The organism is Candidatus Acidiferrales bacterium (genome assembly GCA_035934015.1).
Taxonomy (GTDB): domain Bacteria; phylum Acidobacteriota; class Terriglobia; order Acidiferrales; family UBA7541; genus DAHUXN01.
Genome location: DASYYH010000023.1, coordinates 105,012 through 129,660, shown reverse-complemented (window position 1 = coordinate 129,660; position 24,649 = coordinate 105,012). Strand labels below are relative to the sequence as shown.

The following is a 24,649-nucleotide window of genomic DNA, read 5'->3' as shown; positions in this document are numbered from 1 at the left end:
AGAATTTAAAAATGATCCTGCTGCTCGACAACTACGACTCGTTCACCTACAACCTGGCGCAGTACCTCGGCCAGTTGGGACAAAAACTCGCGGTGCGCCGCAACGACGAAATCACTCTCGACGAAATCGCGCGCATGCGCCCCGAGCGCATCATTATTTCTCCCGGGCCGTGCACGCCGCGCGAAGCCGGCCTGAGCGTGCCCATCGTCGAGCGCTTCGCCGGCAAAATTCCCATTCTCGGCGTTTGCCTCGGCCATCAGGCCATCGGGGACGCGTTCGGCGGCAAAGTCGTCCGCGCGAAAGAACTCATGCACGGCAAAACCAGCAAAATTCATCACGACCGCAAAACGATTTTTCGCGGCCTCCCGCAGGATTTCGAAGCCACGCGCTACCATTCGCTCATCGTCGAACGCCGCTCGCTTCCGCGCTGCCTCGAAATTTCCGCCGAGACCTCCGACGGCATCATCATGGGCCTCCGCCACCGCGAATTCCCCGTCGAAGGCGTCCAGTTCCATCCCGAATCCGTCCTCACCACCGCCGGCTTCTCTCTCCTGAAAAATTTCCTGACACACATTCGCTGAAGTGGGCTCATGGTTGGGGAAGGTGGCTGTTAGATTGAGATATACTTTCGAAGGCACGGTTTATGGCCAAGTTTGGCTCACGCTGGGATAATTCCTAATGTCTGACCTGCGTTTGACTGTAGCCAAGTGGTATTTGGGATGCCTGGACTCGGCAAGAATGCCAGAGTTCGCTCAGGAAGCGCTTGCCAACGGAGCGGACGGAAAGAACCTTGCGCAACTGGCGGGGCTCGTGGAACCTACAAAACGGGATGTGCAGGGCCTTGTCGATGGTGTTTTTCGCGAGCTAGGTGTGGCGGCTCCGTTAAGCAAGGACGAGGCAGCACTGTGGATGCTGGACTTCGTCAAAGAGCAAGCAAGATCAACCGCAATAACAGCAGGAACGCTGGTTGGTAAGCTGCTAATAGCGCTGCCAGAATTGGAAGGGTCATATCTCGAAGAGGCGAAGTCTCCCGCCGGCCTACCGGGCGACCATTGCGTTTTTGGTCTGATCTTGAAGCCCGCTATGGCCGCGCAGATCCCAAATGGATCTGCGGATTTTTTGCGCCGATCCTGTTCGTTTTTCGAGCAGGTTTGCAGTTCCAAAGACAGTGAGGCCATAAACGTTCTGTGGATTGAGGTTTTCGAGTGGCTTGTTCATAGCAAAAGCGGCGAACTTAAATCGTTGTGGCCGATTTTAGGCCGGTCAACAAAGGAGGTGATTAGGGAAGTTGCCCGCCGACGAAGAGAAACCGAGAATCTTCCTTCTTAGGCCGCGCACAGCATTCTTCATCGTGGGAAGGAGGTTTTTCACTTCCAATTCAGCCCCGCCAAGATGTTCGCGTAAATCTCCATCCCTTTCCACAAGTTCCCCACGCGCAAATTCTCGTTCGGACTGTGCTGATTGTCGTCGAAATTCGCAATCGGTACGCCAATCACAGGCAAACCCAAATCCGCAAAGATGTACATGGGCACGCTGCCGCCGAGCAGCGGCAACTTCACCGCCGGCTCGCCCGCGCCTTCATCCACGGCGCGCATCAGCGCCTGCGACACCGGCAAATCCATCGCTGTTCGCGTCGACGGATACCCGTGGTCGTGCGTCACTTCGGCGATGCGCGGATACTTCAGGCGCTCCGCCATCGTCGGTTCGCGGTCGATGACGTAATATCCCTCCTTGCGAACGTGCGCCACCAGGCGGTCGAATTCCTGTTCGGGTCCTACATTTTTCACCAAACGCATGTCGAGCGAGGCGGTTGCCTGGTCAGGAATAATCGTTTTCGCCTGCGCGTCCGTCCAGCCGCTCTCCATGCCATCAATATTCAGCGAAGGCTCGTTCAGCAGCTCCAGCAAAATTTTCCCGCCACCGTCCGGCGCCGCCAAGCCAAACGTTCGCAGCAGCAGCGTGTCATTGTTGGGAGCTTCGGCGATGGCTTTGCGTTCCGCCAGCCCCAGTGGCACCACGTTGTCGTAAAAACCGGCGATCGTTACGTTTCCGTCCGCATCCTTCATGCTCGCCAGCAACTGCGCCAGCCGCATCGCCGGATTCGGCGCCCAATTCCCGTAATGTCCGCTATGCAGCGGGTGCAGCGGCCCAAACACCGTAATTCGCACGGAAATCACGCCGCGATTGCCAAAGAAAACCAACGGCCGCCCACTTTGGTCAATCGGACCGTCGGCAGTGATCAGCGCGTCGCCGGCAAAAAGACTCTTGTGGGCGTCGACCGTCGCTTCGAGGTGCGGCGAGCTATCCTCTTCTTCGCCCTCGAAGACCACTTTTAGATTGACAGCCATCGGAATGTTGTTTGCTCGCAGCGCATCGACTGCGGTCATAATGCCAATGATCGGCGCTTTGTCGTCGCCGCTGGCGCGCGCATAAATCCGCCAATCGTCGTTATAGCTGCCTGGACCGTCTGGAAACGGAATCAGCTTGCCGCCCTTGTCGATGGAATCCGTCCGCAGCGCAGGGATAAATGGTTTGGTATCAATCCATTTCGAGGGATCCACAGGCTGGCCGTCGTAGTGCGCGTAAAAAAGGATCGTGTGTTTTGCGCCCGGAGCGTCCAGTTCCCCGAAGACGACCGGCCCGCGTCCTTCGGCCGTGGGCAATAGTTCCACGTGGAACCCTCGCGCCTCAAGCATGGATTGAATCAGTGTCGCATTGCGCCCGATATTCGTTGCGTCGGAGGCAACGTTTGGAATCGAGAGCAACTTCACAAACTCACCAATGATTTGCGGCTCGTGCGCAATGCGATATGCGCGCACCGCCGCCACCAGGTTTCTTGCACTGTAGTTCTGCTGTGGGGTTTGCGCTTGTGCCACCACAACCCAAAGCAGCGCTGCCCAAATCGCCAGAAGCTTTGTGACACGATTCATTTTGTTGGCTCTCTCCCGTATGTTGCGGTTTTGCTCTCTCTTCCGCGGTCGACTATTGAAAAGCCTTCGAGAAGTCGGCCATGGATGTTACAAACGGCGGCCGGCGAAAGGAAGCTTTGCAGGAGGTTGTATTCAGGTGTTGTGCGCTGCCAGCCAGAACGAACTCAACTAGCAAGTGATCTGTGCAGGCAGTGCTGTCTCCATGGGAGGCGCCTTGCAACAAGACCTGCTTCGCGTTTGGAAGATACCGTAGTTCGCGCGTCGCGTAATCCGATGGCGTCGCCGGATCGTCGGTGCCCGATATCATCAAAACAGGCGCATTGCTGCGCACAGGCTGATTGAAGCTGGCAGGAACCGGCTGGACATTCCAGATTTTACACGCGCGCTGCTGCGCACGAACGCGAGCATCCCCCTCGAACGAGCCTGCACTCGTACGGTGTATGGCATCCTCCGTAATAAATGGCATATCTTCGGCGCAGGTCACCGATAAGTTTAGTCCCAGGTCAAGCGCGTCCCCCAATCCTTGCGTCACTACTTCGATCAAATGGCCGAGCGGCATGTAATCTCCAACATACGCTCGCTCTATTATGAAAGGAACGTACGCAGCCGGTCCTGCAGTATAGAGAGCCTGCCGGAGGCGGTCGGCAAAGACTTCCTTTGCAAGCATAACGTCTTCCGGCTGCTTCGTTGCTGCGTTCTCTATGCGCACCTTTACAGGACCGGCATCGAATCGATGTGCAACCGCGGCGAAGTGTTCTTTGAACTTGGGGAAGTGCGCTTCACATGGAGCGTCCTGCTGGCAGGCCGCAATCAGCTGGTCCATGGCGAGTTGGACGCCAGCAGCGTCCTCCAGCGGAATCTTCAAAAACGCTGGCGGAGCCACCCCCTGAAAAACTGCGCTTTCCACGTGCTCGGGATATTGACGCATATAGACGAAAAAGAAATATGAGCCATAGGAACCGCCATCAAGCACAATTTTTGGATATCCGAGCGCCGCGCGGATGTCGTCGAGATCGTCGGCGCTGATGCTTGAGGTATAGAGGCTGAGATTCGCGTTTACGGCAAGCCGGTCGCGGCACGCTTTGAGTGATACGTCAGGCCAGTTCTGCAAAAAGTAGTATTCAGGATGAGCCGGGGGATAAAGGTCACAATGCTGTGCATGTGGTCCGCCGACTCCGCGGTTGTTCGCGAGCACGATGTCGTAATGCTCGTGCAGCTTCATTAATTCCTTTTCTTCCGAGCCATCGGCAATGTCACCCGCGGAGTCTACTGCACCTTCACCAGGCCCCCCAGGATTCCAGAAGATCGCCCGGTGCATGGGATGCTCCGCCGGTATCACGACCAGAGGGATCGCCACAGTCCGCCCCGACTTCGCCGCGCGATCCTCATACACTGTGAATGTTCCGCAACGGGCCGGAACTTTCTTCGACCCAACCGTGCAGTTGGCCAAATGGAGTCCCATCTGTCCCGAGGACGGCGCAGCAAACGTAGTCAGCGACGTCATGCACACAGCCACAGATGCCATGAACGCCACAACAGCGACTCGTCTCATATTCCCCGCTCTTGTCATGGCCAGATTTTTTTCCTTTAGCTCACGGACCGGAATTTCACATCGCGTGATTATAGCGGTTCTCCTCTTTCTGGGACATCTTTCGTTTCGGTATCCCGCTCAATCCGATTGACATTCAGACTGACCCTGCGTAGAGTCTCTTTGTTAAACGAAAGGCAGGTAGTTTGCCTATGCGTACCTTTAAGTCTCTCCTCTAAGTTCCGGCCGCGCGCGAAGCATTCTTGCGCTGGTGGCATTTTCCGTTTTTTCCATTTCCTATTTTTCACCGTTTATCGCTGTGCGCACAGCACAGAGCATGGAGAAGCAGATCATGAGCAACTTTGCTCTCGAAGTTGAAAATTTGGCCAAACTCTATCAGCGCCGCGGCCAGGCGCCGGTGCGCGCGGTGGACGGAATTTCTTTTTCCGTTCCGCGCGGCGAAATTTTCGGCCTGCTCGGCCCTAATGGTGCAGGCAAGACCACTTTGCTGAAAGTCCTGACGACGCTGCTGCGCCCAACCTCCGGCGCGGCGCACATCGAGGGATTTGACGTCGTGGCGCGGCCTCTCGAAGTGCGCAAACGCATCTCGATGGTGCTGCAGGAGACGGCCGCGGAATTATTCCTCAGCGTCCGCGACAATCTCCTGACCTTCGCGCGATTTCACGGCCTCGACTCCCATGAGGCGCGCCGCCGTGCGGACACGGTGATGGAAAAATTTCAGATCACTTCTTATGCCGAGCAAAAGGTTCAGGACTTGAGCGGAGGCTCGCGCCGGCGCGTCCAGGTTTCCAAGGTTTTCATGATCGAAACGCCGGTGGTTTTCCTTGACGAATTTTCCACCGGCATGGACCCGATTCTCAAGCGCGCCGTGATGGGCTATCTACGCGAAGAAGCAGCAAAAGGGCGCACGATTGTACTCACCACCCAGATTCTCAGCGAAGCCGAAGAGCTGTGCGACGACATTCTCATCATGAATCGCGGCAAGCAGGTGGCACGCGGCGATTTGAACGCGCTCAAATTGCTCTCCGCGGGCGTGTATGAAATCTCGCTCACGTTCGACAAGTTGCCGGAAACCATCGCGGCGGATGTCGCGCGCCTCGCCCCGCTTCGCTCGCACATCGACGACAATTCGGTCGAAATCGCATTGAAAGCCGAAGAGGAAAACATTCTCGCTATCGTGAGCGAGCTTTCGAAAAAAGGCCGCGTGCTGCGCGTCGAAGTCAGCGGCGCAAGTCTGGAAGATATTTTCGTGGAATTGACGAAGGAGAAGTGAAATGAACCCACTGGCAGCCGTTTTTTATCGCGAAAGCAAAATTCGCGCGACGAACACGACATTTCTCTTCTGGGATTTGTTCTACCCAATGTGCTATCTGCTCGTCTTCGGCGTCGGCGTGAATGCCGCGCTGGGCTCGCCGGCGCTTGGCGCGCACGTCGATTACGATTCTTTCTTCCTGGCAGGCGTGCTGGGAATGGCGAGCTTCGGAATCGCATCCAACAGCTCCTGGTCGTTCTTTCTCGACCGCGACAACGGCATTTTTTACGAAATGCTGACCTATCCGATGCGTCGCTCGCAGTATTTGCTCGGCAAGGTGCTATTCAATCTTTGCATCGGCATCGTGCAAGCCGCCATCACCATCGCCGTGGGTTGCTTGCTGCTCAAAATTCATGTGCAGTGGAGCTTGCTGCCGCTTCTCTCTGTTGTTGTGATTGGTGGCACGGCCGGATGGTTTTTCTTTTATTCGATTTTCGCGCTGAAAATCCGCCGCAACGATTTGTTCAATAGCGTGACTTCCGTCTTCTATTTCGTTTTTCTCTTCGCCAGCTCGATGTTCTATCCGCTTGATCCACTTCCGCGCTGGTTTCGCGTGGCCGCGCTAGCAAATCCGATCACCTGGGAAGTGGATTTGTTCCGCTATACGTCGATCGGCCTCGGCGTCCCGAAGCAACTCGTGTGGGAGAGCATCGCCTTCGCACTCTTTGCGCTTGCCAGTTTCGCGTATGCAGTCCGATGCCTGCGCGAGCAGGGTTAGTTTGATGGGAACAATCGAGCGGCAAGCGAAGTCACAAAGAACCTGGAGGCAAGAGGCTGAAGTGTTTTCTCAGGCCGAGGTGCTTCGCGCCCTTGTGAAGGCAACAAGCTGCTCTAGTTTTTCGCGCGCGGCGCCAGAATCAATCGACTCCGTCGCCAGCCGAACTCCTTCGCGAAAATCGCTGGCGCGTCCTGCTGCGACGAACGCCGCCGCCGCGTTGGCCAGGACAATCTCGCGATGTGGCCCGTGTTCGCGGTACAGCAGCGAGCGTCCGAGGATCTTGTGAATGATCTCGGCATTTTGCTTGGCATCGCCGCCGTGAAATGCCTCGCGCGGTGCGCGGCGCAACCCGAAATCTTCTGGCGCAAGTGTGTAGCTGCGAATCGCGGCATCCTTCAGTTCGGCCACGTATGTCTCGTCGCTCAGCGAAATCTCGTCCATCCCATCGGCGCCGTGAACGACGAACGCCCGTTGTACGCCAAGTTCGCTGAGCGCTCGGGCGACAAGCTCCGTGACTCGCGCCTCGAATACGCCCACAACCTGCGCGGATGCTCCAGCGGGATTTGTCAGTGGCCCAAGCAGATTGAACACCGTGCGCATGCGTAATTCGCGCCGCGCGTTCATCGCGTGTTTCATTGCAGAATGGACAGCCGGAGCAAAAAGAAAACCGATGCCAATTTCTTCGATCGCGCGCCCTGCTTGTTCGACAGGCTGGTCAAGCGGAACACCAAACTGCTCGAGTACGTCGGCCGAGCCACAGCGCGAGCTGATCGAGCGGTTGCAGTGCTTCGCGACCCGCACACCGGCTCCGGCGACGACAAACGCTGCGGCCGTTGAGACGTTGAACGTGTTCGATCCGTCCCCGCCCGTGCCGCACGTGTCGACGAGCGTTTCTTGGACGCTCGCACGTCCAGCGGGAAAGACCGGTCCGGCGTGGCGTCGCATCGCTGTTGCAAAACCGACCAATTCGTCCACGGTTTCGCCCTTCAGACGCAACCCCATCAGCAGCGCCGCGATCAACGCATCGGACGCGTTGCCGGAGAGGATTTGCTCCATCGCCGCTTCCGCTTCCACGCGCGACAGATTCTCTCCCGCGACGATTTTTCCCAGTGCATCTCGAATCATAAGCAACAGAACCGCATTCAATCGGATGGAACAAAACTGCTCGCGCGGACGCGCTTCCTTGCTCCGCTCTCCCGTTCCGCTGTAAACTTTATCGCTTTGAGCGTTCACTAATTTTAGCACTACTGGAAGGGCAATGAAGATACACGAATACCAGGCCAAGTCGATTCTTGCCAAATTTGGCGTTCCCGTCCCGCACGGACAGGCTGTTTTCAAAAAAGAAGACGCGCAGCGCGTCGCGCAAGAACTCGGGACTCCCGTTGTTGTCGTCAAGGCGCAGATTCACGCTGGCGGCCGCGGCAAAGCAGGCGGCGTCAAGCTGGCGCGGTCGGTGAATCAGGCTGCCGAACTTGCCGGGCAGATCATGGGGATGAAGCTCGTCACGCCGCAGACCGGCCCTGAGGGCCGCATCGTTCGCCGCCTGCTGATCGAGGAGGGCCTCGACATCAAACGCGAACTTTATCTGAGCATTTTGGTGGACCGCGCCGTGGCCGCGCCCGTTTTCATGGCCAGCGCTTCCGGCGGGATGGAAATCGAGGAAGTGGCCAAGGAAAACCCCGAGGCGATTCTGCGCGAGGCAATTAATCCCGCCACGGGTCTGGAACCATATCAGATTCGCAAGCTCGCCTTCGGCCTTGGCCTCCCCGCAGAAATGGTCAACGTTGCCGTGCCGTTTTTCCAATCGCTCTACCGCGCATTTCTGGAAACGGACGCGTCGCTTCTCGAAATCAATCCGTGCGTCGTCACGGGAGATGGCCGGCTCGTTGCGCTCGACGCGAAAATGAATTTCGACGACAACGCGCTCGGACGCCATCCTGAAATTCGCGATATGCGCGACCTCGACGAAGAAACTCCGCTCGAAGTCGAAGCCTCGAAGTACAAATTGAACTACATCAAACTCGACGGCAACGTCGCCTGCATGGTCAACGGCGCGGGCCTGGCCATGGCCACGATGGACATCATCAAGCTCGCCGGCGGGAATCCGGCGAACTTCCTCGACGTCGGCGGTGGCGCTTCTGCCGAGCAGGTGAAGAATGCGTTCAAGATTCTCCTTGGCGATCCGAACGTCCGCGCCGTGTTCATCAACATTTTTGGCGGCATTCTTCGCTGCGACGTCCTCGCCACGGGCGTCGTCAACGCCGCTCAGGAGTTGAAAATCAAAGTTCCCGTGGTTGTACGCATGGAAGGCACCAACGTCGAGAAGGGCAAGGAAATCCTGCAGAATTCGGGCTTCAATTTCACGGTCGCTGCAGGCATGAGGGAAGGCGCGGAAAAGGTCGTGGCGCTGGCGGGGGGTGCGCGATGAGCGTCTTAATTGACGAAAGAACGCGCCTCGTCGTGCAGGGCTTCACCGGCCGCGAAGGCAGCTTCCATTCCGAGCAGATGATCGCCTACGGCACGAAAGTCGTCGCTGGCGTGACGCCCGGCAAGGGCGGCACAAAGCATCTCGACGTTCCCGTGTTCAACACGGTGGCCGACGCCGTGAAGCAGACGGGCGCAAACGCCTCCGTGATTTTCGTTCCGCCGCCATTCGCCGCGGATGCGATTCTCGAAGCCATCGACTCGCGCCTGCCGCTGGTCGTGTGCATCACGGAAGGTATCCCGACGCTCGACATGGTGCGCGTCGCCGCCGTGCTGCGCGAATCGAAAACGCGATTGATCGGTCCCAATTGCCCTGGCCTTATTTCTCCGGGCAAATGCAAAATCGGAATCATGCCCGGGCACATTCATAAAGCGGGACACGTCGGCCTCGTGAGTCGCAGCGGAACGCTCACGTACGAAGCCGTTGATCAGCTCACGCGCCTGGGTATCGGTCAATCCACCTGTATCGGCATTGGCGGCGATCCGATCATCGGTACGAATTTCCTCGACGCCATCAAGCTCTTCAACGAAGATCCAGAAACGCAAGCCATCGTGATGATCGGCGAAATCGGCGGCAACGCCGAAGAAACCGCCGCGGAGTACATCAAAGCTCATGTGAAAAAGCCTGTCGTGGGCTTTGTGGCTGGTCAGACCGCGCCTCCAGGACGCCGCATGGGCCACGCCGGCGCAATCATCAGCGGCGGCCAGGGCACTGCCAAGACGAAATATGCCGCGATGCAGGCCGCCGGCATTCACACTGTGCAAAGCCCGGCGGAGATTGGCCGCACCATGGAAGCGGTTTTGGGCAAAGCGGCCAGAAAGTAAGGAGACCGCCTTGTAGTTTGCAAATCAACGCAGAAGTGGAAATCTAAGGAGACAAATCTTGGCAATCGAACGCACATTGGCCATCATCAAGCCCGACGCTGTGGGCCGCGGACTCGCAGGCGAAATCCTGAAGAAAATCAGCGATGCGAAATTTCAGATCGTCGCCATCAAATCATTGCGGCTGACGAAAAGCGAAGCGGAAGGATTCTACGCCGTGCACCGCGAACGCCCATTTTTCAAGGACCTCACCGAATTCATGAGCTCCGGCAAAGTCGTCGTCATTGCGCTCGAAGCTGAAAACGCCATTTCGCGCTGGCGTGAGACCATGGGCGCGACGGATCCAGCCAAAGCCGCTCCCGGCACGATTCGCAACACCTTCGGCACCAGTATTCAGAACAATTGCACGCACGGATCGGACGCTCCAGAGACGGCGCGATTCGAAATCGGATACTTTTTTTCAGGGATGGAATTGATTTGAAGGCAGTGGTGAGTGGTTAGTGAAATGCAAAGTCGATTTGCGCGCAAAGCGGTAGAGAACTGAGAAGGCATGTCTTCTGTGAACGCAAGAGATCGGCGAGCTCGTATACTTGGTAGGAAAGTGGCGAGCGTTCTAGCTGTCGTCGTTCTGGGCGCGTCTGTGTTAATGGCCCAGACGGCGAATCCCCCTAATCTTCCGACGCGTATTGTGGCAGGGGGCATTCCCGTCTATCCGGCGATCGCCCGTGCTGCCGGGATCAGTGGAACGGTGCGGCTGAATGTTAAGGTGCATAATGGAAAGGTCGGGGACGTTTCTTTCGTATCGGCCAGCAGCAAGGCTGCTGAAAAATGGCTTGTGGCCAACGCGCGCCAGTGCGCGGCGTCGTGGGAATTCCCGGACGAAACGACCGGCACGGTTCCGGTCGAATTCGTGTACGTAAGTGCACCACCGGGCACTGCGGATGCCATCAGTATCCACTTCGCTCCAGGTAAGGGGATTAGGGTTTCGTTGCAAAGCGCGCGTCCGAAGCCCGTTGTGATGTATTAATGTTTGCGAACGTTAGTTTGTGTCAGGAGGGTTGCACAGAGTGATGCGGAATCTTATGTTCGCAGCAATTGTAGTGGCGAGCACGCTCATATCGGTGGGCGCGGCGCGGGGACAGGTACAACTGACGGGCCAAACCGTCGATGGGCATATGATGGCGCTCAATCAGAAAGCGCCCGATTTCCCGCGTCCCGGCTTTAAGGTTTCCGGAACCACGTGGATCAATTCCGAACCGCTGACGCTCAAACAATTGCGCGGCAAAGTCGTCATGCTGGATTTTTGGGAGTACACCTGCATCAATTGCATCCGCACATTTCCGCAGAATAAAGAGTGGTATGCGCGCTACCAGAAATATGGCTTCGAAATCATTGGCGTGCACGATCCAGAGTTTCAAATCGCTTATGACGTCGTCAACGTGCAAGCGGCGGTGAAGCGCTACGAATTGCCGTATCCGATTGTGGTTGATGACAAGTTCAAGATTTGGAAGGATTATTCGAACGAGGCATGGCCCAGCCGGTTCTTGATCGATGCAAACGGAAACGTGCGCTTTCATCTCGATGGAGAGGGCGACGATCACAATTTTGAAGTGGCCATCCGGCGTCTGCTCATCGAAGCGCATCCGGGGTTGACGTTTCCGCCGGAGGATAAGTTGCCCGGAGCGGAAAACACTTACTCGCAGGCATGCGGCGGCATGACTACGCCGGAAATGTACGTCGGGCCGTGGGAGGGCCGCGGCATTCTGGAGAATGAAAATTCTTACCATCCCGGGCTGGTTGATGATTACAAACTGCCGGCAAATGTGGACGATGGACGCGCGGCGCTTTCCGGGAAATGGGAAACAGATCAAAATGGAATGATTTTTAAAGGGAAGACGCAGCAGCCCGATAAAAACGGCGCGCGGATGGAGATGAAATATCACGCCACACAGATTTATGCCGTGATGAATGTCGCGCAAGGAAAGCCGGAGCGGCTTTATATTTTGCAGGACGGGAAGGATTTGACGAGCGCCGACAAAGGCGCAGACGTGAAAATCGATGGGCAGGGACACTCCTACATCGATGTTGACAGTTCGCGGATGTATTACCTCGCAGCGAATCCGCAGTTTGGCAGTCACACGCTGGAGTTGATCCCCACCGAGCCAGGAATTCAGATCGATTCATTTACCTTTGGCAATAACTGCCAAACAAAATTCCCTCACGTTTAATTGCGGAGAACATTTTCAGGTAGAATCGGCGCGAGAAAATGCCATGGAGCCGGCGCGCGAACTCGGCAAGGTTTTGCTGATTTTTGGCGTTTTGATTGCAATCGTCGGTGCAATTTTGCTTGCCGGCCCGCGGCTGCCATTTCGAATCGGCCGGCTGCCCGGCGACATTGTTTATCATGGCCGAAACACGACGTTTTATTTCCCGGTCGTCACGTGCATCATATTGAGCGTTCTACTCACGCTTGTTTTTTGGATTGTTGGTTCGCTCCGGCGCTGAATATAATGACCAAGCTTCGCCAAGCCCGCGCATGACTCAATTCTCGCTCAATCTGATCCCAGAGAAGCATATCTGGCGCGTCAGCGAGCTCACGCTGCGCATTCGCGACATGCTCGAGGGCGAATTTCCTGACATCTGGGTCGAAGGCGAAGTTTCGAATTTCCACTCCGCGCAATCCGGCCACTTGTATTTCACGTTGAAGGACGAAAAGGCCCAGGTTCGCTGCGTCTGTTTCCGCGATCAGGTGCGCGGGCTGAAATTCCGCCCGGAAGACGGCCTGAAAATCACCGTGCGCGGCTCCGTGAGCGTTTATGAACCGCGCGGCGAATATCAAATCTACGTCTCGCACATCGAACCGGTCGGCCTGGGCGCGCTGCAACTGGCTTTCGAGCAGCTCAAAAAGCAGTTGCAAGCCGAAGGTCTTTTCGATGAAAGTCGCAAGAAGCCGCTGCCCGCCCTGCCGCGGCGCATCGGGATTGTCACTTCACCGACGGGCGCGGCGATTCGCGATATTCTGCGCGTTCTGCGGCGGCGCTTTCCGAATCTCCATGTGACGCTCTATCCCGTGAAGGTTCAGGGCGAGGGCGCGGCTGTGGAAATCGTCCGCGCGATTCGTTATTTCAATCGCGAATCCCTCGTCGACGTCATGATCGTCGCCCGCGGCGGCGGCTCGCTTGAAGATTTGTGGGTGTTCAATGAAGAGTCCGTGGCACGCGCCATCGCCGCTTCGCAAATTCCCATCATCACCGGAATCGGCCACGAAACCGATACCACGATTGCTGATTTCGCCGCCGACCTCCGCGCTCCCACGCCGTCCGCCGCTGCCGAAATTGTCATCCGCACCCGCGCGGAATTCGAAAAACACATCGCCGAATGTGCGCGCCGCCTCGCGCAGGAGATGCGCTATCTTTTCTCCGAGAGGCGGCATCGTTTGCGCGATCTGGCCACGCATCGCGCCTTTCGCCGGCCGGAAGACTTGGTGCGGCGAAGCCGCCAGAGGCTGGATGAGTTGAGCGCAGCATTGGGAGTTGGACTGCGCATGCGCCTCGATGTCGTACGCCAGCGCACGCGCCTGGCCGAAACGAGATTAGGCTCGTTTGACTTGGGCGGGCGCGTCACGGCAGCGCGAATCAGACTGGAACGCAGAGCTGGGGAGTTGCGCGCTTCGCTCGAGCGTGCCGTCTCGCGCAAACGCCGCCGTTATGCCGCAGCTGAGGTTCGCATCGCCTCGCTCGATTTGCGTGCGCGCGTCGGCAATCTGCGTCTCCGTTTGGAGCGCGACGCGGACCGCTTCATCACGCATGCGCGCCGCCACATCGTTCTCTCGCGCCGAAAACTCGAGGCTGCCTCAGTGCGCCTCGAAGAGCGCAACCCATTCCACTTGCTCGAGCGCGGCTACGCTATTGCTTACGACGCGAACGGCCGCGTCTTACGTTCGGTCGCGCAAGTCACCGAGGGCGATGCCATTCGCGTGCGCCTGTCGAGGGGGGAGATTAGCGCGAAGGTGCAGCGCAAGGGCGATAGCTAGTGGCCGCTCAGGACAATCATTTGTGAGACCTATGCATCCGTCTTCTTCCAGCGTACAAGACCCTTTGAAGTGAAGTGGGCGTTCATTTGAGCCTTCTCGTTGAACATTTCAACTAGTTGCTTGTCTGCAAGCATCTTTCGCAAGCATCCTCGCAAGCAGACTGAAGCCGCTTCCGCGAGAACCTCTGCATAATGGATATCTCTGGTGCCATCCTTACTTCGGCGGCATACTTTTCCTGTCCACTCTTTGTCGGGCCACCTGCCATGAGCGAAGCTGTTCCGTAGCCTGTACATGTCATCTAGGACCTCCCCGAGCGTAATATCTGGTAGCGGTGGAAGTCCGACCGACAGCAGCGAGTCCTCGTTGTAGATTCTGAAACGATCTCCCAGGAAGTTGCATATCCTATCTATCGCTGTCTCCGAGCCTCGGTTTTCCCACTCGGTGGATGTGAAGAGCGCATCCAGTCCGACAACCCACAGGAGATGCCTCACATTGAACCACTCTGATCTGTAACCGATCTCTAGGCTCTGAATCGCCTGTGAAATGGGCGAAGTAGGTTTGCCGAGGACTCTCAAAATGGACGACGCGGACGCTGCCAATTCCTCAATATCGTGACTCTGAATGAGACCGTCTTCATAGTCACAAAGGATCGTTCCATAGTCGTTCCGATCCCAGCGAGGTGTTCGAGGAATTGGGTCCTGCATGTTAAAGGTGAAAACCTGAAACCGCGCCCTTGTTGGTCGAATAATCTTCAGTCCCAAATGGAGACGATATAGCAGATTTTTGGAGTTTTCGTCCTTGGGTCGCTCGTGTAGACGTTCGCTTTTTACTTCAAAGTGATGGACGAGGGCATAACGAATATGTTCGAGACTCTTAATCTCCTCCTCAGAAACGTACCGCGTCCATATAAAATTTGTTTGCGCAATGACACCCGCCACATCCTCAAGGAAAACCGAATCAACGACCGGGAAGGGCAGTCGCCCCGGATTGGATTCATTCGGGCCGATGAAGTCCCACGACACATCGATCGGCAGGACAGATATGTGAGGGATCATCGTCATGATTACGAATTTATTCTTCGTCGGCGGTGCCGCCGGCGACCTTTAACACGGCTAAGAACGCTTCCTGCGGAATATCCACTTTGCCCACGCGCTTCATGCGTTTTTTGCCTTCCTTCTGCCGTTCGAGCAGCTTCCGCTTGCGCGTGATGTCGCCGCCATAGCATTTGGCGAGCACATTCTTGCGCAGCGCGCTGATTGTCTCGCGTGCGATTACGCGGCTGCCGATGGCTGCTTGAATTGGCACTTCAAACTGCTGCCGTGGAATCAATTTCCGCAGCCGCGACGCCAGTTCGCGCCCGCGCTCATACGCCTGATCGCGATGGCAGATGAGCGTCAGCGCATCCACGGGCTCGCCGCCCACCAGCACATCGAGCTTCACCAGATCCGCCTCGCGATAGCCTTCGAGGTGATAATCCAGCGATGCGTACCCGCGCGAAACGCTCTTCAGCCGGTCGTAAAAATCCAGGACAATCTCGTTGAGTGGCATTTCATACGTCAGCATGACGCGCGTTGGCGAAAGATATTCGAAATTCTTTTGCACTCCGCGCTTTTCCTCGCAGAGTTGCAGGATCGCGCCTACGGAATCATCCGACGTGATGATCATCGCCGTCAGGATCGGTTCCTCAATGCGCGCGATCTGCGCCGGCGGCGGAAACTTCGTCGGGTTGTCGACTTCGATGGTTTCGTTCGCCGTTGTCGTGATGCGATAGCGCACGCTCGGCGCCGTCGTGATCAAGTCAATGCCGAATTCCCGCTCCAGCCGCTCTTGCGCAATTTCCATGTGCAGCAGGCCCAAAAATCCACAGCGAAATCCGAATCCCAGCGCGGCGGAATTCTCCGGCTCATAGAAAAACGCCGCATCGTTTAGTTGCAACTTGCCCAGCGCGTCGCGCAGCAGTTCATAGTCGCTCGAGTTCACGGGGTAAAGTCCCGCGAAGACCATCGGCTTGATGGCCTCAAATCCCGGCAGAGGCGCGGCGGGTCGTTCCGCTTCGACAATTGTGTCGCCTACGCGCGCGTCCGCGACGCGCTTGATATTCGCAATCACAAATCCGACGTCGCCCGCCGCCAGTTCCTCGAGCGCGACGGGTTTCGGCGTCATCACGCCGAGATTTTCGACCTCGTAAATCTGATCCATCGCGCACAGGCGAATCTTCATCCGCGGCGTGATGCGCCCTTCCATCACGCGAACCAGAATTACAGCGCCGCGAAACGAATCGAACCACGAATCGAAGATCAGTGCGCGCAGCGGAGCATCAGCCGATCCTCGTGGCGGAGGAATTCGCGCGACCACCGCTTCGAGCACGTCCGCCACGCCCAACCCGCTTTTCGCGCTGATCGGCAAGGCGTCTGCGGCCGGAATCGCCAGTACATTTTCAATTTGCTCCTTCACGCGCTCCGGCTCCGCCGCTGGCAAGTCAATCTTGTTGATAACGGGTATGATCGCCAGATTGTGCCGCGAAGCGAGGAACGCATTGGCGACCGTCTGCGCCTCCACTCCCTGACTCGCGTCCACAACGAGCAATGCCCCTTCGCAGGCGGAAAGCGCGCGCGAAACTTCGTATGAAAAATCGACGTGCCCCGGCGTATCAATCAGGTTCAGCCGGTATTCTTTGCCGTCGCGCGCGTTGTAATGCAGCCGAATACTCTTGGCCTTGATCGTTATCCCACGCTCGCGCTCCAAATCCATCGAGTCCAGCACTTGCGCGGTCATTTCGCGCTCGCTCAGCGCGCCGGTCAGCTCCAGCAAGCGGTCGGCCAGTGTCGATTTCCCGTGGTCGATATGCGCGATGATGCAGAAATTCCGTATGAATTGCGGGTCCATTGAGTTCTCTATGGCGATTTTACTTCGGCGTCAGTCATTCCGGTGGGCGCACCGTGCCCGAACGTCAAAAATCGGCTAAGAAATCCCCCATTTCTTCCTTGATTCTCCAGTCTGTCACAGATTCTCGCCTCCGGCCAGCCGCCGGTTTGCAGCTCGGTTGACGGCCGTCGGAGGCTTCAACCCGGCAGTGCCTCTCCAGCCACGTCAGCCGGCCTTTCGTCCCATCGGCATTGCCTCCGCAAGGCCCTTACAGTACCCTGTACCCTATTTCGGCCCTGGGGGGCAGGGTTAAAGATGGCCTTTGGCTGCTCATTCATTCGCCTAGAGTGTCTGCGAACGCATCGCGCCTGGGGGGTGGGAACGCCGCGTTGAGCACAACTGTCACAAGAACCGCTCCGCCGAGACACCGGACCTTCATCTATATCGGCTATGCCCTGTCTGTCATTTTCCTCGTCTGGGTCCTCTACGACTTCCACGTCAAGCGCGCACTCGAGCATCTTGCCAGCGTAAGCTGGCGCTGGGTCGCCTTGGCCATTGTTTTCGATGTCCTCAGCTACGTGGCGCAGGGCATCCGCTGGAAGCTGCTGTTGGCCCCGTTCGGCCATGTGAGAATCAGGGATTCTGTCCGCGCCGTGTTTACCGGTTTATTCGCGAATCTGGTCTTCCCGCTGCGCCCCGGCGAAGTGCTCCGTGCCTATCTTCTTTCCAATTCCGAAGACATCGGATTCGTCACCGTGCTGGGCTCCGTCGGCGTTGAACGATTGATCGACCTAGTGGTGATCACCGCGGGCCTCGCGGTCATATCGCCCTTTGTGCCCCAGCGCACGCGATTCCCGCACGCGGTCGATGCCCTCACCATCACCACTCTTGTCATTTTGGGACTTTTCGTCGGTTTGATTCTCTACATCGAGTTCCGCTTCAGCGGCGATCCGCGCCTGATGACGGGCGGAAGGCGCGTGCCGGGTAAGTTGATGTCCGCGCTCATTGGGCTCCATGCCATGGGCACTTCGCCCAGCTTTTATCCGGCTGTCTTTGCTTCTCTCCTCCTGCCTTTTTTCCAGTTGATGGCTTTGTGGACGCTCATGAAATCTTTTGCGCTGGGATTGCCGTTCCTCGCAGCCGTCGTAGTGCTCCTCGTGATCAATCTCGGCGTTTCCTTGCCCAATGCGCCCGCGAACGTGGGGGCGTATCAGTTCTTCTGCGTCCTGGGCCTCAGTATTTTTAATGTGGAAAAGACCACTGCGACCGGCTTCTCGATTTTCGCTTTCTTGATGCTGACCCTGCCGTTTCTTTTCCTCGGTTTCTATGCCCTGGTGCGCAGCGGTCTTTCCCTGCGTTCCATGCGCGAGCAGGTCACCCGCTTGCCCAACGAAGCGCGCGCTCGCCGTCCGTAAAGCTCCCTTCTCCAAATCCGCTGCCGCACCGTTCTTGATTGCCACGTACTGCAGCAACCACGGTGCCTTGCTGGAATCAGCCTCTTATTGGAGAAACTTCGGCGATAGCGTCGTAGAGAACTTTGCCAAGAAAACGTATCTCGTCAGAAGAAACCACAAACGGTGGTGCCAGCAGAATATGATCTCCCTGCTTGCCGTCTACGCAGCCTTGAATGGGATACGTCAAGACTCCGCGCGCCAGCGCCGCATCGTAGATCTTCGAAGCCACTCCTGCTTCTGCCGGAAAAGGTTCCCGCGTCTTCGCATCGCGCACAAATTCCACAGCGGCAAGCAATCCAAGTCCGCGCATATCTCCCACAATCGGCAATTGCTTCAAAGGCTCAAGCGCCACGCGAAGTTCTTCACCTGCTGGTGCAACGCGAGCAAAAAGATTTTTTTCCGCGATATAGCCAAGCACGGCTAGGCCGGCAGCCGTCGAAACGGGATGCGCGCCGTACGTAAATCCGTGCAGAAATGCTCCTGATCCGCGCTCGATGGCTCGTGCGATTTTCCCGGTAACAATCACGGCTCCGAGCGGCGCGTATCCGCTGGCGATTCCTTTGCCGGCCAGAATCATGTCTGGCTCGACATTCCAATGTTGTACGGCGAATGGTTTGCCAGTCCTGCCCATTCCTGTCATCACTTCATCGGCGACCAGCAGAATGTCCCGCTCGCGGCAAATTTCCGCTATCCGTGGCAAGTATTCCGCAGGCGGCGGCACAGCTCCCAGTGTTGCGCCGGAAAGCGGTTCCACGAAGAATGCGGCCACGCAGCGTCCGCTGTCCCCGGCGAGATGCCGCTCCAAATCCTCGGCGCAATCCACCTTGCACCCCGGATACCGCAATCCCAAAGGGCAGCGATAGCAGTAGCAGGGAACAATGCGTTCCCATTTCGGCAGGAGCGGCTCGAACGGTGTTCGCCGCTTGATGTTGCCGGAGACAGCCAGCGCGCCGAGCGTACTGCCATGATAACTCTGCGAGCGTGACAAAAATTCTGTGCGTTGCGGCTCGCCGCGTTCCAAATAATATTGCCGGCAGAGTTTCAGGGCTGTTTCTGTCGCTTCCGAACCGCCGCTTGTAAAATACACACGACCGGGGCCATCTTCTGAATCGCGAAAATTCTGTGGCGCCAATTCGAGGATGCGGCGCGCCAGTTCCGTCGCCGCCTGCGTGATGAATTGCGATGAATGAGCGTATGCAAGGTCACGCGCCTGCTCGCCCATCGCTCGTGCTACTTGCTCAACCCCATGGCCGATTGAAACGACCGCTGCCCCGCCGCACGCGTCAAGAATTTTCCGCCCGTCGGCCGTATGAATGATGCAGCCCTCCCCGCGCACCGCTTCCGGATAGCTCTTGTTAAAATTTCGTGGGAAGAGCGCTTCTCTCATCTTTCCTGCTGTCACATTCCTTCACAGCCCTTTCGCGCGGAGCGTTTCACGCGCGAAAGCGCGCCGATTCTAACAGAAATGCTCAGCGCGAGATTCTCGATCTGGCGCAAACTGCGGAGGACCGCGAGCGCCCGTTATCACGGGCTTATGTGCCAGCATAAAGCTGCCGCTCCATTTCTATCTTCTGCGCAACTTTTGCGTCTGCGAGCGCATCCTTGTATGATTCCAGCCAGAATTGGGAGGAATGTTCATGAAGAGAAATTTGCTGTTGTGCGGGCTCCTGGTGATCGCACTGGCCTTGCCGGCCGTGGCTGGTTCTTCGAAAGACGATGATATTAAGCGCATTCAGGACTCCACGGACATTTTTAAGGACATCGTCGACGCACCGGACAGTTCTTTTCCTCTGGATTTGTTGCAGTCAGCTGCATGCATCTCGATCATTCCTGGTGAAAAGCAGCTCGCCTTTGTGGTCGGCGGAAAATACGGCAAAGGCATCGTCACTTGCCGTACGGGCAACAAGACCTGGAGCGCGCCCGCGTTCGTCATGATCAGCGGAGGAAGTTTTGGTTTTCAAATCGGCGGTTCATCCACCGATTTAATCCTCGTGTTCCGCAATCGCGACGGCCTGAAAAAACTTCTCAGCGACAAATTTAAGATCGGCGGCGATGCCACGGCCGCCGCCGGCCCTCTCGGGCGCAGCGCCGAGGCCAGCACCGACCTCCAGTTGCATGCCCAAATTCTCAGCTATTCGCGCAGCCGCGGAATTTTTGCAGGAGTCAGCTTGGATGGTGCGGTCTTTGAACCGGACGACGACGGCGACGTCGCCCTCTACGGCGAAGGCATCAGTCCGGAGACCATTCTCAACGGCAAAGTAGCTCTGCCAGCGGAATTTTCTCCCTTATTGGCGGAAATCGTTAAGTACGCCCTCTAATCGCTTTCTTCAGGATTTGAAGCGGCAAACGGCATTGAAGCGCGCTGGCGCGTCTTCGCTATCTCGCGCCGGCGCTCTTTGCCGCTTGTTTCGCAACTGCTGTGGCAAGTTCGCCATTCTTGGCCGTCTGCAGCGCCTGTTCGTTGCTCCGCATCATCGCCCGAAACTCCTCGACCAAGTGCCCGTCCCACCATCCTCGCTCAACTTCCGCCCGCAGGATCCTCCATGCTTCCTCAGGAGAAACCGCGCTCCGGTAAGGCCGGTTCGTCGTCAGCGCATCATAAACATCGACGACTTGCAGAATTCGGGCTGTGAGCGGGATCGCTTCGCCCTTCAGGCCGTCCGGATAACCCGATCCGTCCCATCGTTCATGATGGTGGCGAATGATTGGCAAGACCGTCCGGAAGGCTTTCAACGGCGCGCAAATTTTTTCTCCTGCAGCCGGATGCTCCTTCATCACCGACCGCTCCTCGGCCGTCAGCGGGCCGGGCTTGAGCAGGATTGCGTCCGGCACGACGACTTTCCCCACGTCATGGACAATTCCCGCCCGCCGCAGCGCTGTGATTTCCTCCGCCGAGAGCGCCATGCGCTCTCCCATTCCCGACGATAGCTCCGACAAACGCGCGCAATGGCCATGCGTGTAGGGATCGCGTGCCTCGATGCCCAGGGCCAGTGCGAAAAGCACGGCCTCGGCATTTTCCAGTTCGTCCGTGAACGATTTCAGCCGCAGCAGCGACCGAACGCGCGCGTTCAGTTCGCTCACGTCGATAGGCTTGCTCAGGAAATCATCGGCGCCCGCTTCGATCCCTCGGATACGGTCGGTTTTTTCGGAGAGCCCCGTAATCAGCACAATCGGAATCAAGCGCATCTCCGGCCGCGATTTGATTTCCCGGCAGATTTCATATCCATCGCGGCCAGGCATCATCACGTCGAGAAGAATTAGGTCCGGCTGAAATGCCGTGCATTCTTCGAGAGCTTTGTCCCCCTCGTCTGTCATGCGGATTTCGTATCCCTGCCGCCGCAGGAGAAGCTCCAGCCCCGCGCAAGTCGCTGTTTCGTCATCGACAATGAGTATTTTCTCGTTCATCGGTCTGGCCAGAAGCTTAGGCCCGCGGCGCCGGTCACCCCGCTAGACGCGTCCTCTGTGGTGGTCGCTCTCGCGCCTCAGCGTGGCTTCCACCGTTCCGTGCGTCGCGTCTGCCGTGGAAAAAACCTCGTTCTCATTCTCCATGCCAAACGGTTTGAGATCGACCAGGGAATAATGGTTGTCCGTCAGTGCCAGCCGGATTTCTGCAATCGCTTCGAGGTTGTCGAGCACTGCCTGTCCCATAGCGTAGAGCATATGTTGTGGCGAGCGGCTTTCATGCGCGGCAAACGTCTCCAGTAGAATCTTTCTCGCGCTGTGCCACATCGTCGAAAAGGGCAGTTCTTGCTCCAAAATTTCGTAAGCCCACGCCGCGCTGATGGACGTCGCAAAGACTCGCTCGTGCGTTCCCGTCAGAGTCGTATAGGGATCGCGCCGGAAATCTTCAAACGAAAATGAAGTCGTCCTCATCGCTGTCAGTTCCTCGATGCCCGATTGCAGAATCATCCCTTCGCGCGTGGCCAGAATCTGCACCGTGCGTTTCTCGCTCCCTCCTGCGATGAACGCCGCCGCCTGCGGCTTGTCGCCGACGGGAATGCGCGACCATGGCCGCTCTTTCACCGAAACATTCACCTTCGAAATTTGCTCGTTGTACGTCAGGAAGTGCTCGATGATATGCTGCGCGAATTCTTCGATGGCCTCCGCCGGATATTGCCGCGCCAGAACGTGCACTGTGTTTTTCACCGTGTCCGCCGGCAGGATGTTGCGGTTGTCTCCGCTCGTATGCGCCGCTTCGAAGTCGCCGTCAAAGCGCACGGAGACGTCCAAATCCTTCACTTCATGAAAACTTCCTCGGCGCATCACCCGCAGCAGTCCGATATGCGATTCCCCATAGTTGTTTTGTTCCAGTGCGATGGTCATAAGTCCGTCTCCGCTCAATAACGGATTTTGTCCTGTTCTTTCTCCCAGGCTTCGAAAATCTCTCGCGCTTCCTTGCGCATCATGCCAATCATTGGAATTTTTCGTTCTCGCGCGGGGCGGCGCAGCCCGCGGTAAATCAAGGAGTCGTCAAATCCGGCTTTCGATGCGTCTGCCACCGTTCCCGCAAAGTAAATCTTGGCCACGCGCGCCCAATAAATGGCTCCAAGGCACATCGGGCAAGGTTCGCACGTCGCGTAAATCTCGCAATCCTTCAGTTCGAAATGTCCCAGCTTCCGGCAAGCTTCGCGAATGGCCAGAATCTCTGCGTGCGCTGTGGGATCGTGCAGCGACGTCACGCGATTCACGCCTTCCGCCAGTATTTGGCCGTCTTTCACCACCAGGGCGGCAAAGGGGCCTCCTTGGAGAGTTCGCACGTTCTCGAGCGCCAGTTCCAGCGCCCTCGTCATGAAAAGGTTTGGAGCGTTCTTTTCCTTCAATTTCAGCACGCTCCCCTTCGCTCGCGAATCATCGTGCGATTGTAGCGCACGGTCCCATATTTTACTGTCGGCTGAGTTTTTTCTAGTGGGCCACGCCGCGGGATTTTCCCGGCTTGGTTTTTTTCAGGATGAACATGACGGGAATCATTGCCATGCACACATACCCCATGATGCGAAAGTCCTGAATGAAAGAGAGCATCGTCGCCTGGTTCTGCAGCGTCCGGTAGAACATCGCTTGTGCCTGCTGCATCGCTTCCGTTGCGGAGGACCCCGCAGCCATCAAACGCTGTGCCGTCGCTTGCATGGCTGCCTGAAAGTATTGATTCATTGCCGTGATGTGCGCGCCCAGTGTGACTTGATTCGATTGTCCGCCGCGATCCAGGAGCGTCGTGACAAACGAAATTCCCATGCTCCCGCCGATATTTCTTGCCAGATTGATGATGCCCGTTGCGTCGTTGGTCTTCAGCTTGTCGACGTAGTAGAACGCAATGACGTTGATCGGCACAAAGAGAAACGCCACGCCGAACCGCGAAACAATCCACACCAGTACAGGTGTTTGGATTCCCATCTGCAAATCGAAACGCGAGCCCATCAGGAACAATCCTGTTCCTGTGATGAGCAATCCCACCACCACCAGCCATCTCGCTTCAAACTTGCCCAGTCCCCACCCCACTAGCGGCATGATCATCATCATGCACACGCCGCCCGGCAGCAGCACCAGCCCGCTCTGCATCGCCGTATAGCCCAGCTCCGTTTGCAGCAGGATCGGCAGCAAGACCGTCGTTCCGTAGAGCACGAATCCCAGGATGTACATCGTGAATACTGCGATCGCGAAATTCCTTTCCTTCAGCAGCCGCAGATCGATCATGGGTTCTTTTTGCCGCAGTTCCCAAATAATCACGCCCACGATCGCAATCACGGCAACAATCGTCGCCCATTCGATGAAATGTGACCCGAACCAATCGTCTCGCTGCCCCTTATCGAGCACGACTTGTAGAAACCCGACCCCGACGCTCAGCAATCCCAGTCCGATGTAGTCGATCTTCAGTTTCCTTTTCTCCTGATGCGCGGGATTCTTGATCAGCAGCGATGTCATCAGAATGGAAAGAATGCCAACCGGGATATTGATGAAGAAAATCCAGCGCCACGTGAAATCGTCCGTGATCCATCCGCCGAGCGTCGGCCCGATCGTCGGAGCCACGACGACACCCATGCCGTAGACGGCCATCGCCATCCCCTGCTTTTCGCGCGGGAAATGATCCACGAGGATCGCCTGCGAGATCGGCTGCAAACCCCCGCCGCCGGCCCCCTGCAAGACGCGGAAGAACACCAGCATCCCCAGGCTCGGCGCCAGCCCGCACAGGAACGAGCTGATCGTGAAGATCGTCACGCACGCCATATAAAACTGTTTGCGGCCAAAGACATTCGAAAGCCAGCCGGTCAGCGGCAAAACGATGGCGTTGGAAACAAGATAGGACGTCAGCACCCATGTGCTTTCGTCCACGCTGGCGCTCAAATTTCCGGCGATATGCGGCAAAGACACATTGGCGACGCTCGTGTCCAGCACTTCCATGAACGTCGCCAGCATCACCGTCGCAGCGATCAGCCACGGATTGATTTCGTGCGTTCTCTCTCGAGGTAGTGCAAGTGTTGCCATGCGTC

23 protein-coding genes are annotated in these 24,649 nt (G+C 57.1%); 13 read left to right on the top strand and 10 right to left on the bottom strand.

The window, feature by feature from the left end:
- Positions 1-11 precede the first annotated feature (11 nt).
- Both VGR81_11330 and VGR81_11325 read left to right on the top strand, forming a co-directional pair.
- Positions 12-581: an aminodeoxychorismate/anthranilate synthase component II gene (locus VGR81_11330; protein ID HEV2289534.1), complete on the top strand. Its 570-nt coding sequence runs from the start codon at positions 12-14 to the stop codon at positions 579-581.
- 97 nt (positions 582-678) lie between these two features.
- Positions 679-1,329: a hypothetical protein gene (locus VGR81_11325; protein ID HEV2289533.1), complete on the top strand. Its 651-nt coding sequence runs from the start codon at positions 679-681 to the stop codon at positions 1,327-1,329.
- A gap of 38 nt (positions 1,330-1,367) precedes the next feature.
- Here the strand turns inward: VGR81_11325 and VGR81_11320 are convergent, their stop codons facing one another.
- Both VGR81_11320 and VGR81_11315 read right to left on the bottom strand, forming a co-directional pair.
- The gene (locus VGR81_11320) at positions 1,368-2,930 is read right to left on the bottom strand and encodes a M20/M25/M40 family metallo-hydrolase (GenBank protein HEV2289532.1); all 1,563 of its coding nucleotides are present in this window, start codon (positions 2,928-2,930) and stop codon (positions 1,368-1,370) included.
- Between the two features lie 52 nt (positions 2,931-2,982).
- Entirely contained in the window at positions 2,983-4,482 is a 1,500-nt protein-coding gene (locus VGR81_11315; protein ID HEV2289531.1) for an alpha/beta fold hydrolase, read from the bottom strand.
- A gap of 328 nt (positions 4,483-4,810) precedes the next feature.
- Here VGR81_11315 and VGR81_11310 point away from each other — a divergent pair, with 328 nt between their 5' ends.
- Together VGR81_11310 and VGR81_11305 are read left to right on the top strand one after the other, a co-directional pair.
- Positions 4,811-5,752, top strand: a complete 942-nt coding sequence (locus tag VGR81_11310; protein ID HEV2289530.1) for an ABC transporter ATP-binding protein — start codon at positions 4,811-4,813, stop codon at positions 5,750-5,752.
- 1 nt (position 5,753) lies between these two features.
- A complete protein-coding gene (locus VGR81_11305) occupies positions 5,754-6,509 on the top strand; it encodes an ABC transporter permease (GenBank protein ID HEV2289529.1) in 756 nt (251 codons plus the stop codon).
- A gap of 69 nt (positions 6,510-6,578) precedes the next feature.
- On the opposite strand, the gene trpD is transcribed toward VGR81_11305, so the two are convergent.
- A complete protein-coding gene (gene trpD, locus VGR81_11300) occupies positions 6,579-7,634 on the bottom strand; it encodes an anthranilate phosphoribosyltransferase (GenBank protein ID HEV2289528.1) in 1,056 nt (351 codons plus the stop codon).
- A 133-nt stretch (positions 7,635-7,767) separates the two neighbouring features.
- On the opposite strand from trpD, the gene sucC reads away from it, so the two are divergent.
- The 7 genes from sucC (at position 7,768) to xseA (ending at position 13,848) form a co-directional block, all read left to right on the top strand.
- Positions 7,768-8,937, top strand: a complete 1,170-nt coding sequence (sucC, locus tag VGR81_11295; protein HEV2289527.1) for an ADP-forming succinate--CoA ligase subunit beta — start codon at positions 7,768-7,770, stop codon at positions 8,935-8,937.
- Positions 8,934-9,818: a succinate--CoA ligase subunit alpha gene (gene sucD, locus VGR81_11290; protein ID HEV2289526.1), complete on the top strand. Its 885-nt coding sequence runs from the start codon at positions 8,934-8,936 to the stop codon at positions 9,816-9,818. The genes sucC and sucD overlap by 4 nt, the downstream gene beginning before the upstream one ends.
- Positions 9,819-9,876: 58 nt before the next feature.
- Positions 9,877-10,296, top strand: coding sequence for a nucleoside-diphosphate kinase (gene ndk / locus VGR81_11285; protein HEV2289525.1), 420 nt, complete (start codon positions 9,877-9,879; stop codon positions 10,294-10,296).
- Positions 10,297-10,416: 120 nt separating this feature from the next.
- Positions 10,417-10,842 carry a TonB family protein gene (locus tag VGR81_11280; protein ID HEV2289524.1) on the top strand — a complete coding sequence of 142 codons (426 nt, stop codon included), beginning with the start codon at positions 10,417-10,419 and terminating at the stop codon, positions 10,840-10,842.
- A 55-nt stretch (positions 10,843-10,897) separates the two neighbouring features.
- Positions 10,898-12,043 carry a redoxin domain-containing protein gene (locus VGR81_11275; GenBank protein HEV2289523.1) on the top strand — a complete coding sequence of 382 codons (1,146 nt, stop codon included), beginning with the start codon at positions 10,898-10,900 and terminating at the stop codon, positions 12,041-12,043.
- Between the two features lie 43 nt (positions 12,044-12,086).
- Positions 12,087-12,320, top strand: a complete 234-nt coding sequence (locus tag VGR81_11270) for a DUF2905 domain-containing protein (GenBank protein HEV2289522.1) — start codon at positions 12,087-12,089, stop codon at positions 12,318-12,320.
- A gap of 31 nt (positions 12,321-12,351) precedes the next feature.
- A complete protein-coding gene (gene xseA, locus VGR81_11265) occupies positions 12,352-13,848 on the top strand; it encodes an exodeoxyribonuclease VII large subunit (protein HEV2289521.1) in 1,497 nt (498 codons plus the stop codon).
- A 29-nt stretch (positions 13,849-13,877) separates the two neighbouring features.
- On the opposite strand, the gene VGR81_11260 is transcribed toward xseA, so the two are convergent.
- The gene (locus VGR81_11260) at positions 13,878-14,909 is read right to left on the bottom strand and encodes a hypothetical protein (GenBank protein ID HEV2289520.1); all 1,032 of its coding nucleotides are present in this window, start codon (positions 14,907-14,909) and stop codon (positions 13,878-13,880) included.
- 10 nt (positions 14,910-14,919) lie between these two features.
- Entirely contained in the window at positions 14,920-16,734 is a 1,815-nt protein-coding gene (gene lepA, locus VGR81_11255) for a translation elongation factor 4 (GenBank protein ID HEV2289519.1), read from the bottom strand.
- 368 nt (positions 16,735-17,102) lie between these two features.
- Between lepA and VGR81_11250 the strand changes: the two genes are divergently transcribed.
- Positions 17,103-18,128, top strand: a complete 1,026-nt coding sequence (locus tag VGR81_11250; protein HEV2289518.1) for a lysylphosphatidylglycerol synthase transmembrane domain-containing protein — start codon at positions 17,103-17,105, stop codon at positions 18,126-18,128.
- Between the two features lie 76 nt (positions 18,129-18,204).
- Here VGR81_11250 and VGR81_11245 read toward each other — a convergent pair whose 3' ends face one another.
- The gene (locus tag VGR81_11245; protein ID HEV2289517.1) at positions 18,205-19,554 is read right to left on the bottom strand and encodes an aspartate aminotransferase family protein; all 1,350 of its coding nucleotides are present in this window, start codon (positions 19,552-19,554) and stop codon (positions 18,205-18,207) included.
- A 250-nt stretch (positions 19,555-19,804) separates the two neighbouring features.
- On the opposite strand from VGR81_11245, the gene VGR81_11240 reads away from it, so the two are divergent.
- Positions 19,805-20,485 (top strand): lipid-binding SYLF domain-containing protein, encoded by a 681-nt coding sequence (locus VGR81_11240; protein ID HEV2289516.1) that lies wholly within the window; start codon positions 19,805-19,807, stop codon positions 20,483-20,485.
- Positions 20,486-20,543: 58 nt separating this feature from the next.
- On the opposite strand, the gene VGR81_11235 is transcribed toward VGR81_11240, so the two are convergent.
- From VGR81_11235 to VGR81_11220, 4 genes are all read right to left on the bottom strand, one after another.
- Complete coding sequence (locus VGR81_11235) at positions 20,544-21,572, bottom strand: HD domain-containing phosphohydrolase (protein HEV2289515.1); 1,029 nt, start codon at positions 21,570-21,572, stop codon at positions 20,544-20,546.
- A gap of 42 nt (positions 21,573-21,614) precedes the next feature.
- Complete coding sequence (gene pucL / locus VGR81_11230; protein HEV2289514.1) at positions 21,615-22,490, bottom strand: urate oxidase; 876 nt, start codon at positions 22,488-22,490, stop codon at positions 21,615-21,617.
- A 14-nt stretch (positions 22,491-22,504) separates the two neighbouring features.
- Positions 22,505-22,996: a nucleoside deaminase gene (locus VGR81_11225; GenBank protein ID HEV2289513.1), complete on the bottom strand. Its 492-nt coding sequence runs from the start codon at positions 22,994-22,996 to the stop codon at positions 22,505-22,507.
- 73 nt (positions 22,997-23,069) lie between these two features.
- Entirely contained in the window at positions 23,070-24,644 is a 1,575-nt protein-coding gene (locus VGR81_11220) for a DHA2 family efflux MFS transporter permease subunit (GenBank protein HEV2289512.1), read from the bottom strand.
- Positions 24,645-24,649: the final 5 nt, after the last annotated feature.

Bases quoted from the DNA above. Each gene is read 5' to 3' on its own strand.
- trpD (HEV2289528.1), bottom strand. From the start codon at position 7,634: ATGATTCGAGATGCACTGGGAAAAATCGTCGCGGGAGAGAATCTGTCG.
- VGR81_11245 (HEV2289517.1), bottom strand. From the start codon at position 19,554: ATGAGAGAAGCGCTCTTCCCACGAAATTTTAACAAGAGCTATCCGGAA.
- VGR81_11320 (HEV2289532.1), bottom strand. From the start codon at position 2,930: ATGAATCGTGTCACAAAGCTTCTGGCGATTTGGGCAGCGCTGCTTTGG.
- VGR81_11220 (HEV2289512.1), bottom strand. From the start codon at position 24,644: ATGGCAACACTTGCACTACCTCGAGAGAGAACGCACGAAATCAATCCG.
- sucC (HEV2289527.1), top strand. From the start codon at position 7,768: ATGAAGATACACGAATACCAGGCCAAGTCGATTCTTGCCAAATTTGGC.
- VGR81_11305 (HEV2289529.1), top strand. From the start codon at position 5,754: ATGAACCCACTGGCAGCCGTTTTTTATCGCGAAAGCAAAATTCGCGCG.
- VGR81_11325 (HEV2289533.1), top strand. From the start codon at position 679: ATGTCTGACCTGCGTTTGACTGTAGCCAAGTGGTATTTGGGATGCCTG.
- VGR81_11270 (HEV2289522.1), top strand. From the start codon at position 12,087: ATGGAGCCGGCGCGCGAACTCGGCAAGGTTTTGCTGATTTTTGGCGTT.
- VGR81_11330 (HEV2289534.1), top strand. From the start codon at position 12: ATGATCCTGCTGCTCGACAACTACGACTCGTTCACCTACAACCTGGCG.
- VGR81_11315 (HEV2289531.1), bottom strand. From the start codon at position 4,482: ATGAGACGAGTCGCTGTTGTGGCGTTCATGGCATCTGTGGCTGTGTGC.
- xseA (HEV2289521.1), top strand. From the start codon at position 12,352: ATGACTCAATTCTCGCTCAATCTGATCCCAGAGAAGCATATCTGGCGC.
- VGR81_11260 (HEV2289520.1), bottom strand. From the start codon at position 14,909: ATGACGATGATCCCTCACATATCTGTCCTGCCGATCGATGTGTCGTGG.
- pucL (HEV2289514.1), bottom strand. From the start codon at position 22,490: ATGACCATCGCACTGGAACAAAACAACTATGGGGAATCGCATATCGGA.
- VGR81_11235 (HEV2289515.1), bottom strand. From the start codon at position 21,572: ATGAACGAGAAAATACTCATTGTCGATGACGAAACAGCGACTTGCGCG.
- VGR81_11240 (HEV2289516.1), top strand. From the start codon at position 19,805: ATGAAGAGAAATTTGCTGTTGTGCGGGCTCCTGGTGATCGCACTGGCC.
- lepA (HEV2289519.1), bottom strand. From the start codon at position 16,734: ATGGACCCGCAATTCATACGGAATTTCTGCATCATCGCGCATATCGAC.
- VGR81_11275 (HEV2289523.1), top strand. From the start codon at position 10,898: ATGTTCGCAGCAATTGTAGTGGCGAGCACGCTCATATCGGTGGGCGCG.
- sucD (HEV2289526.1), top strand. From the start codon at position 8,934: ATGAGCGTCTTAATTGACGAAAGAACGCGCCTCGTCGTGCAGGGCTTC.
- VGR81_11310 (HEV2289530.1), top strand. From the start codon at position 4,811: ATGAGCAACTTTGCTCTCGAAGTTGAAAATTTGGCCAAACTCTATCAG.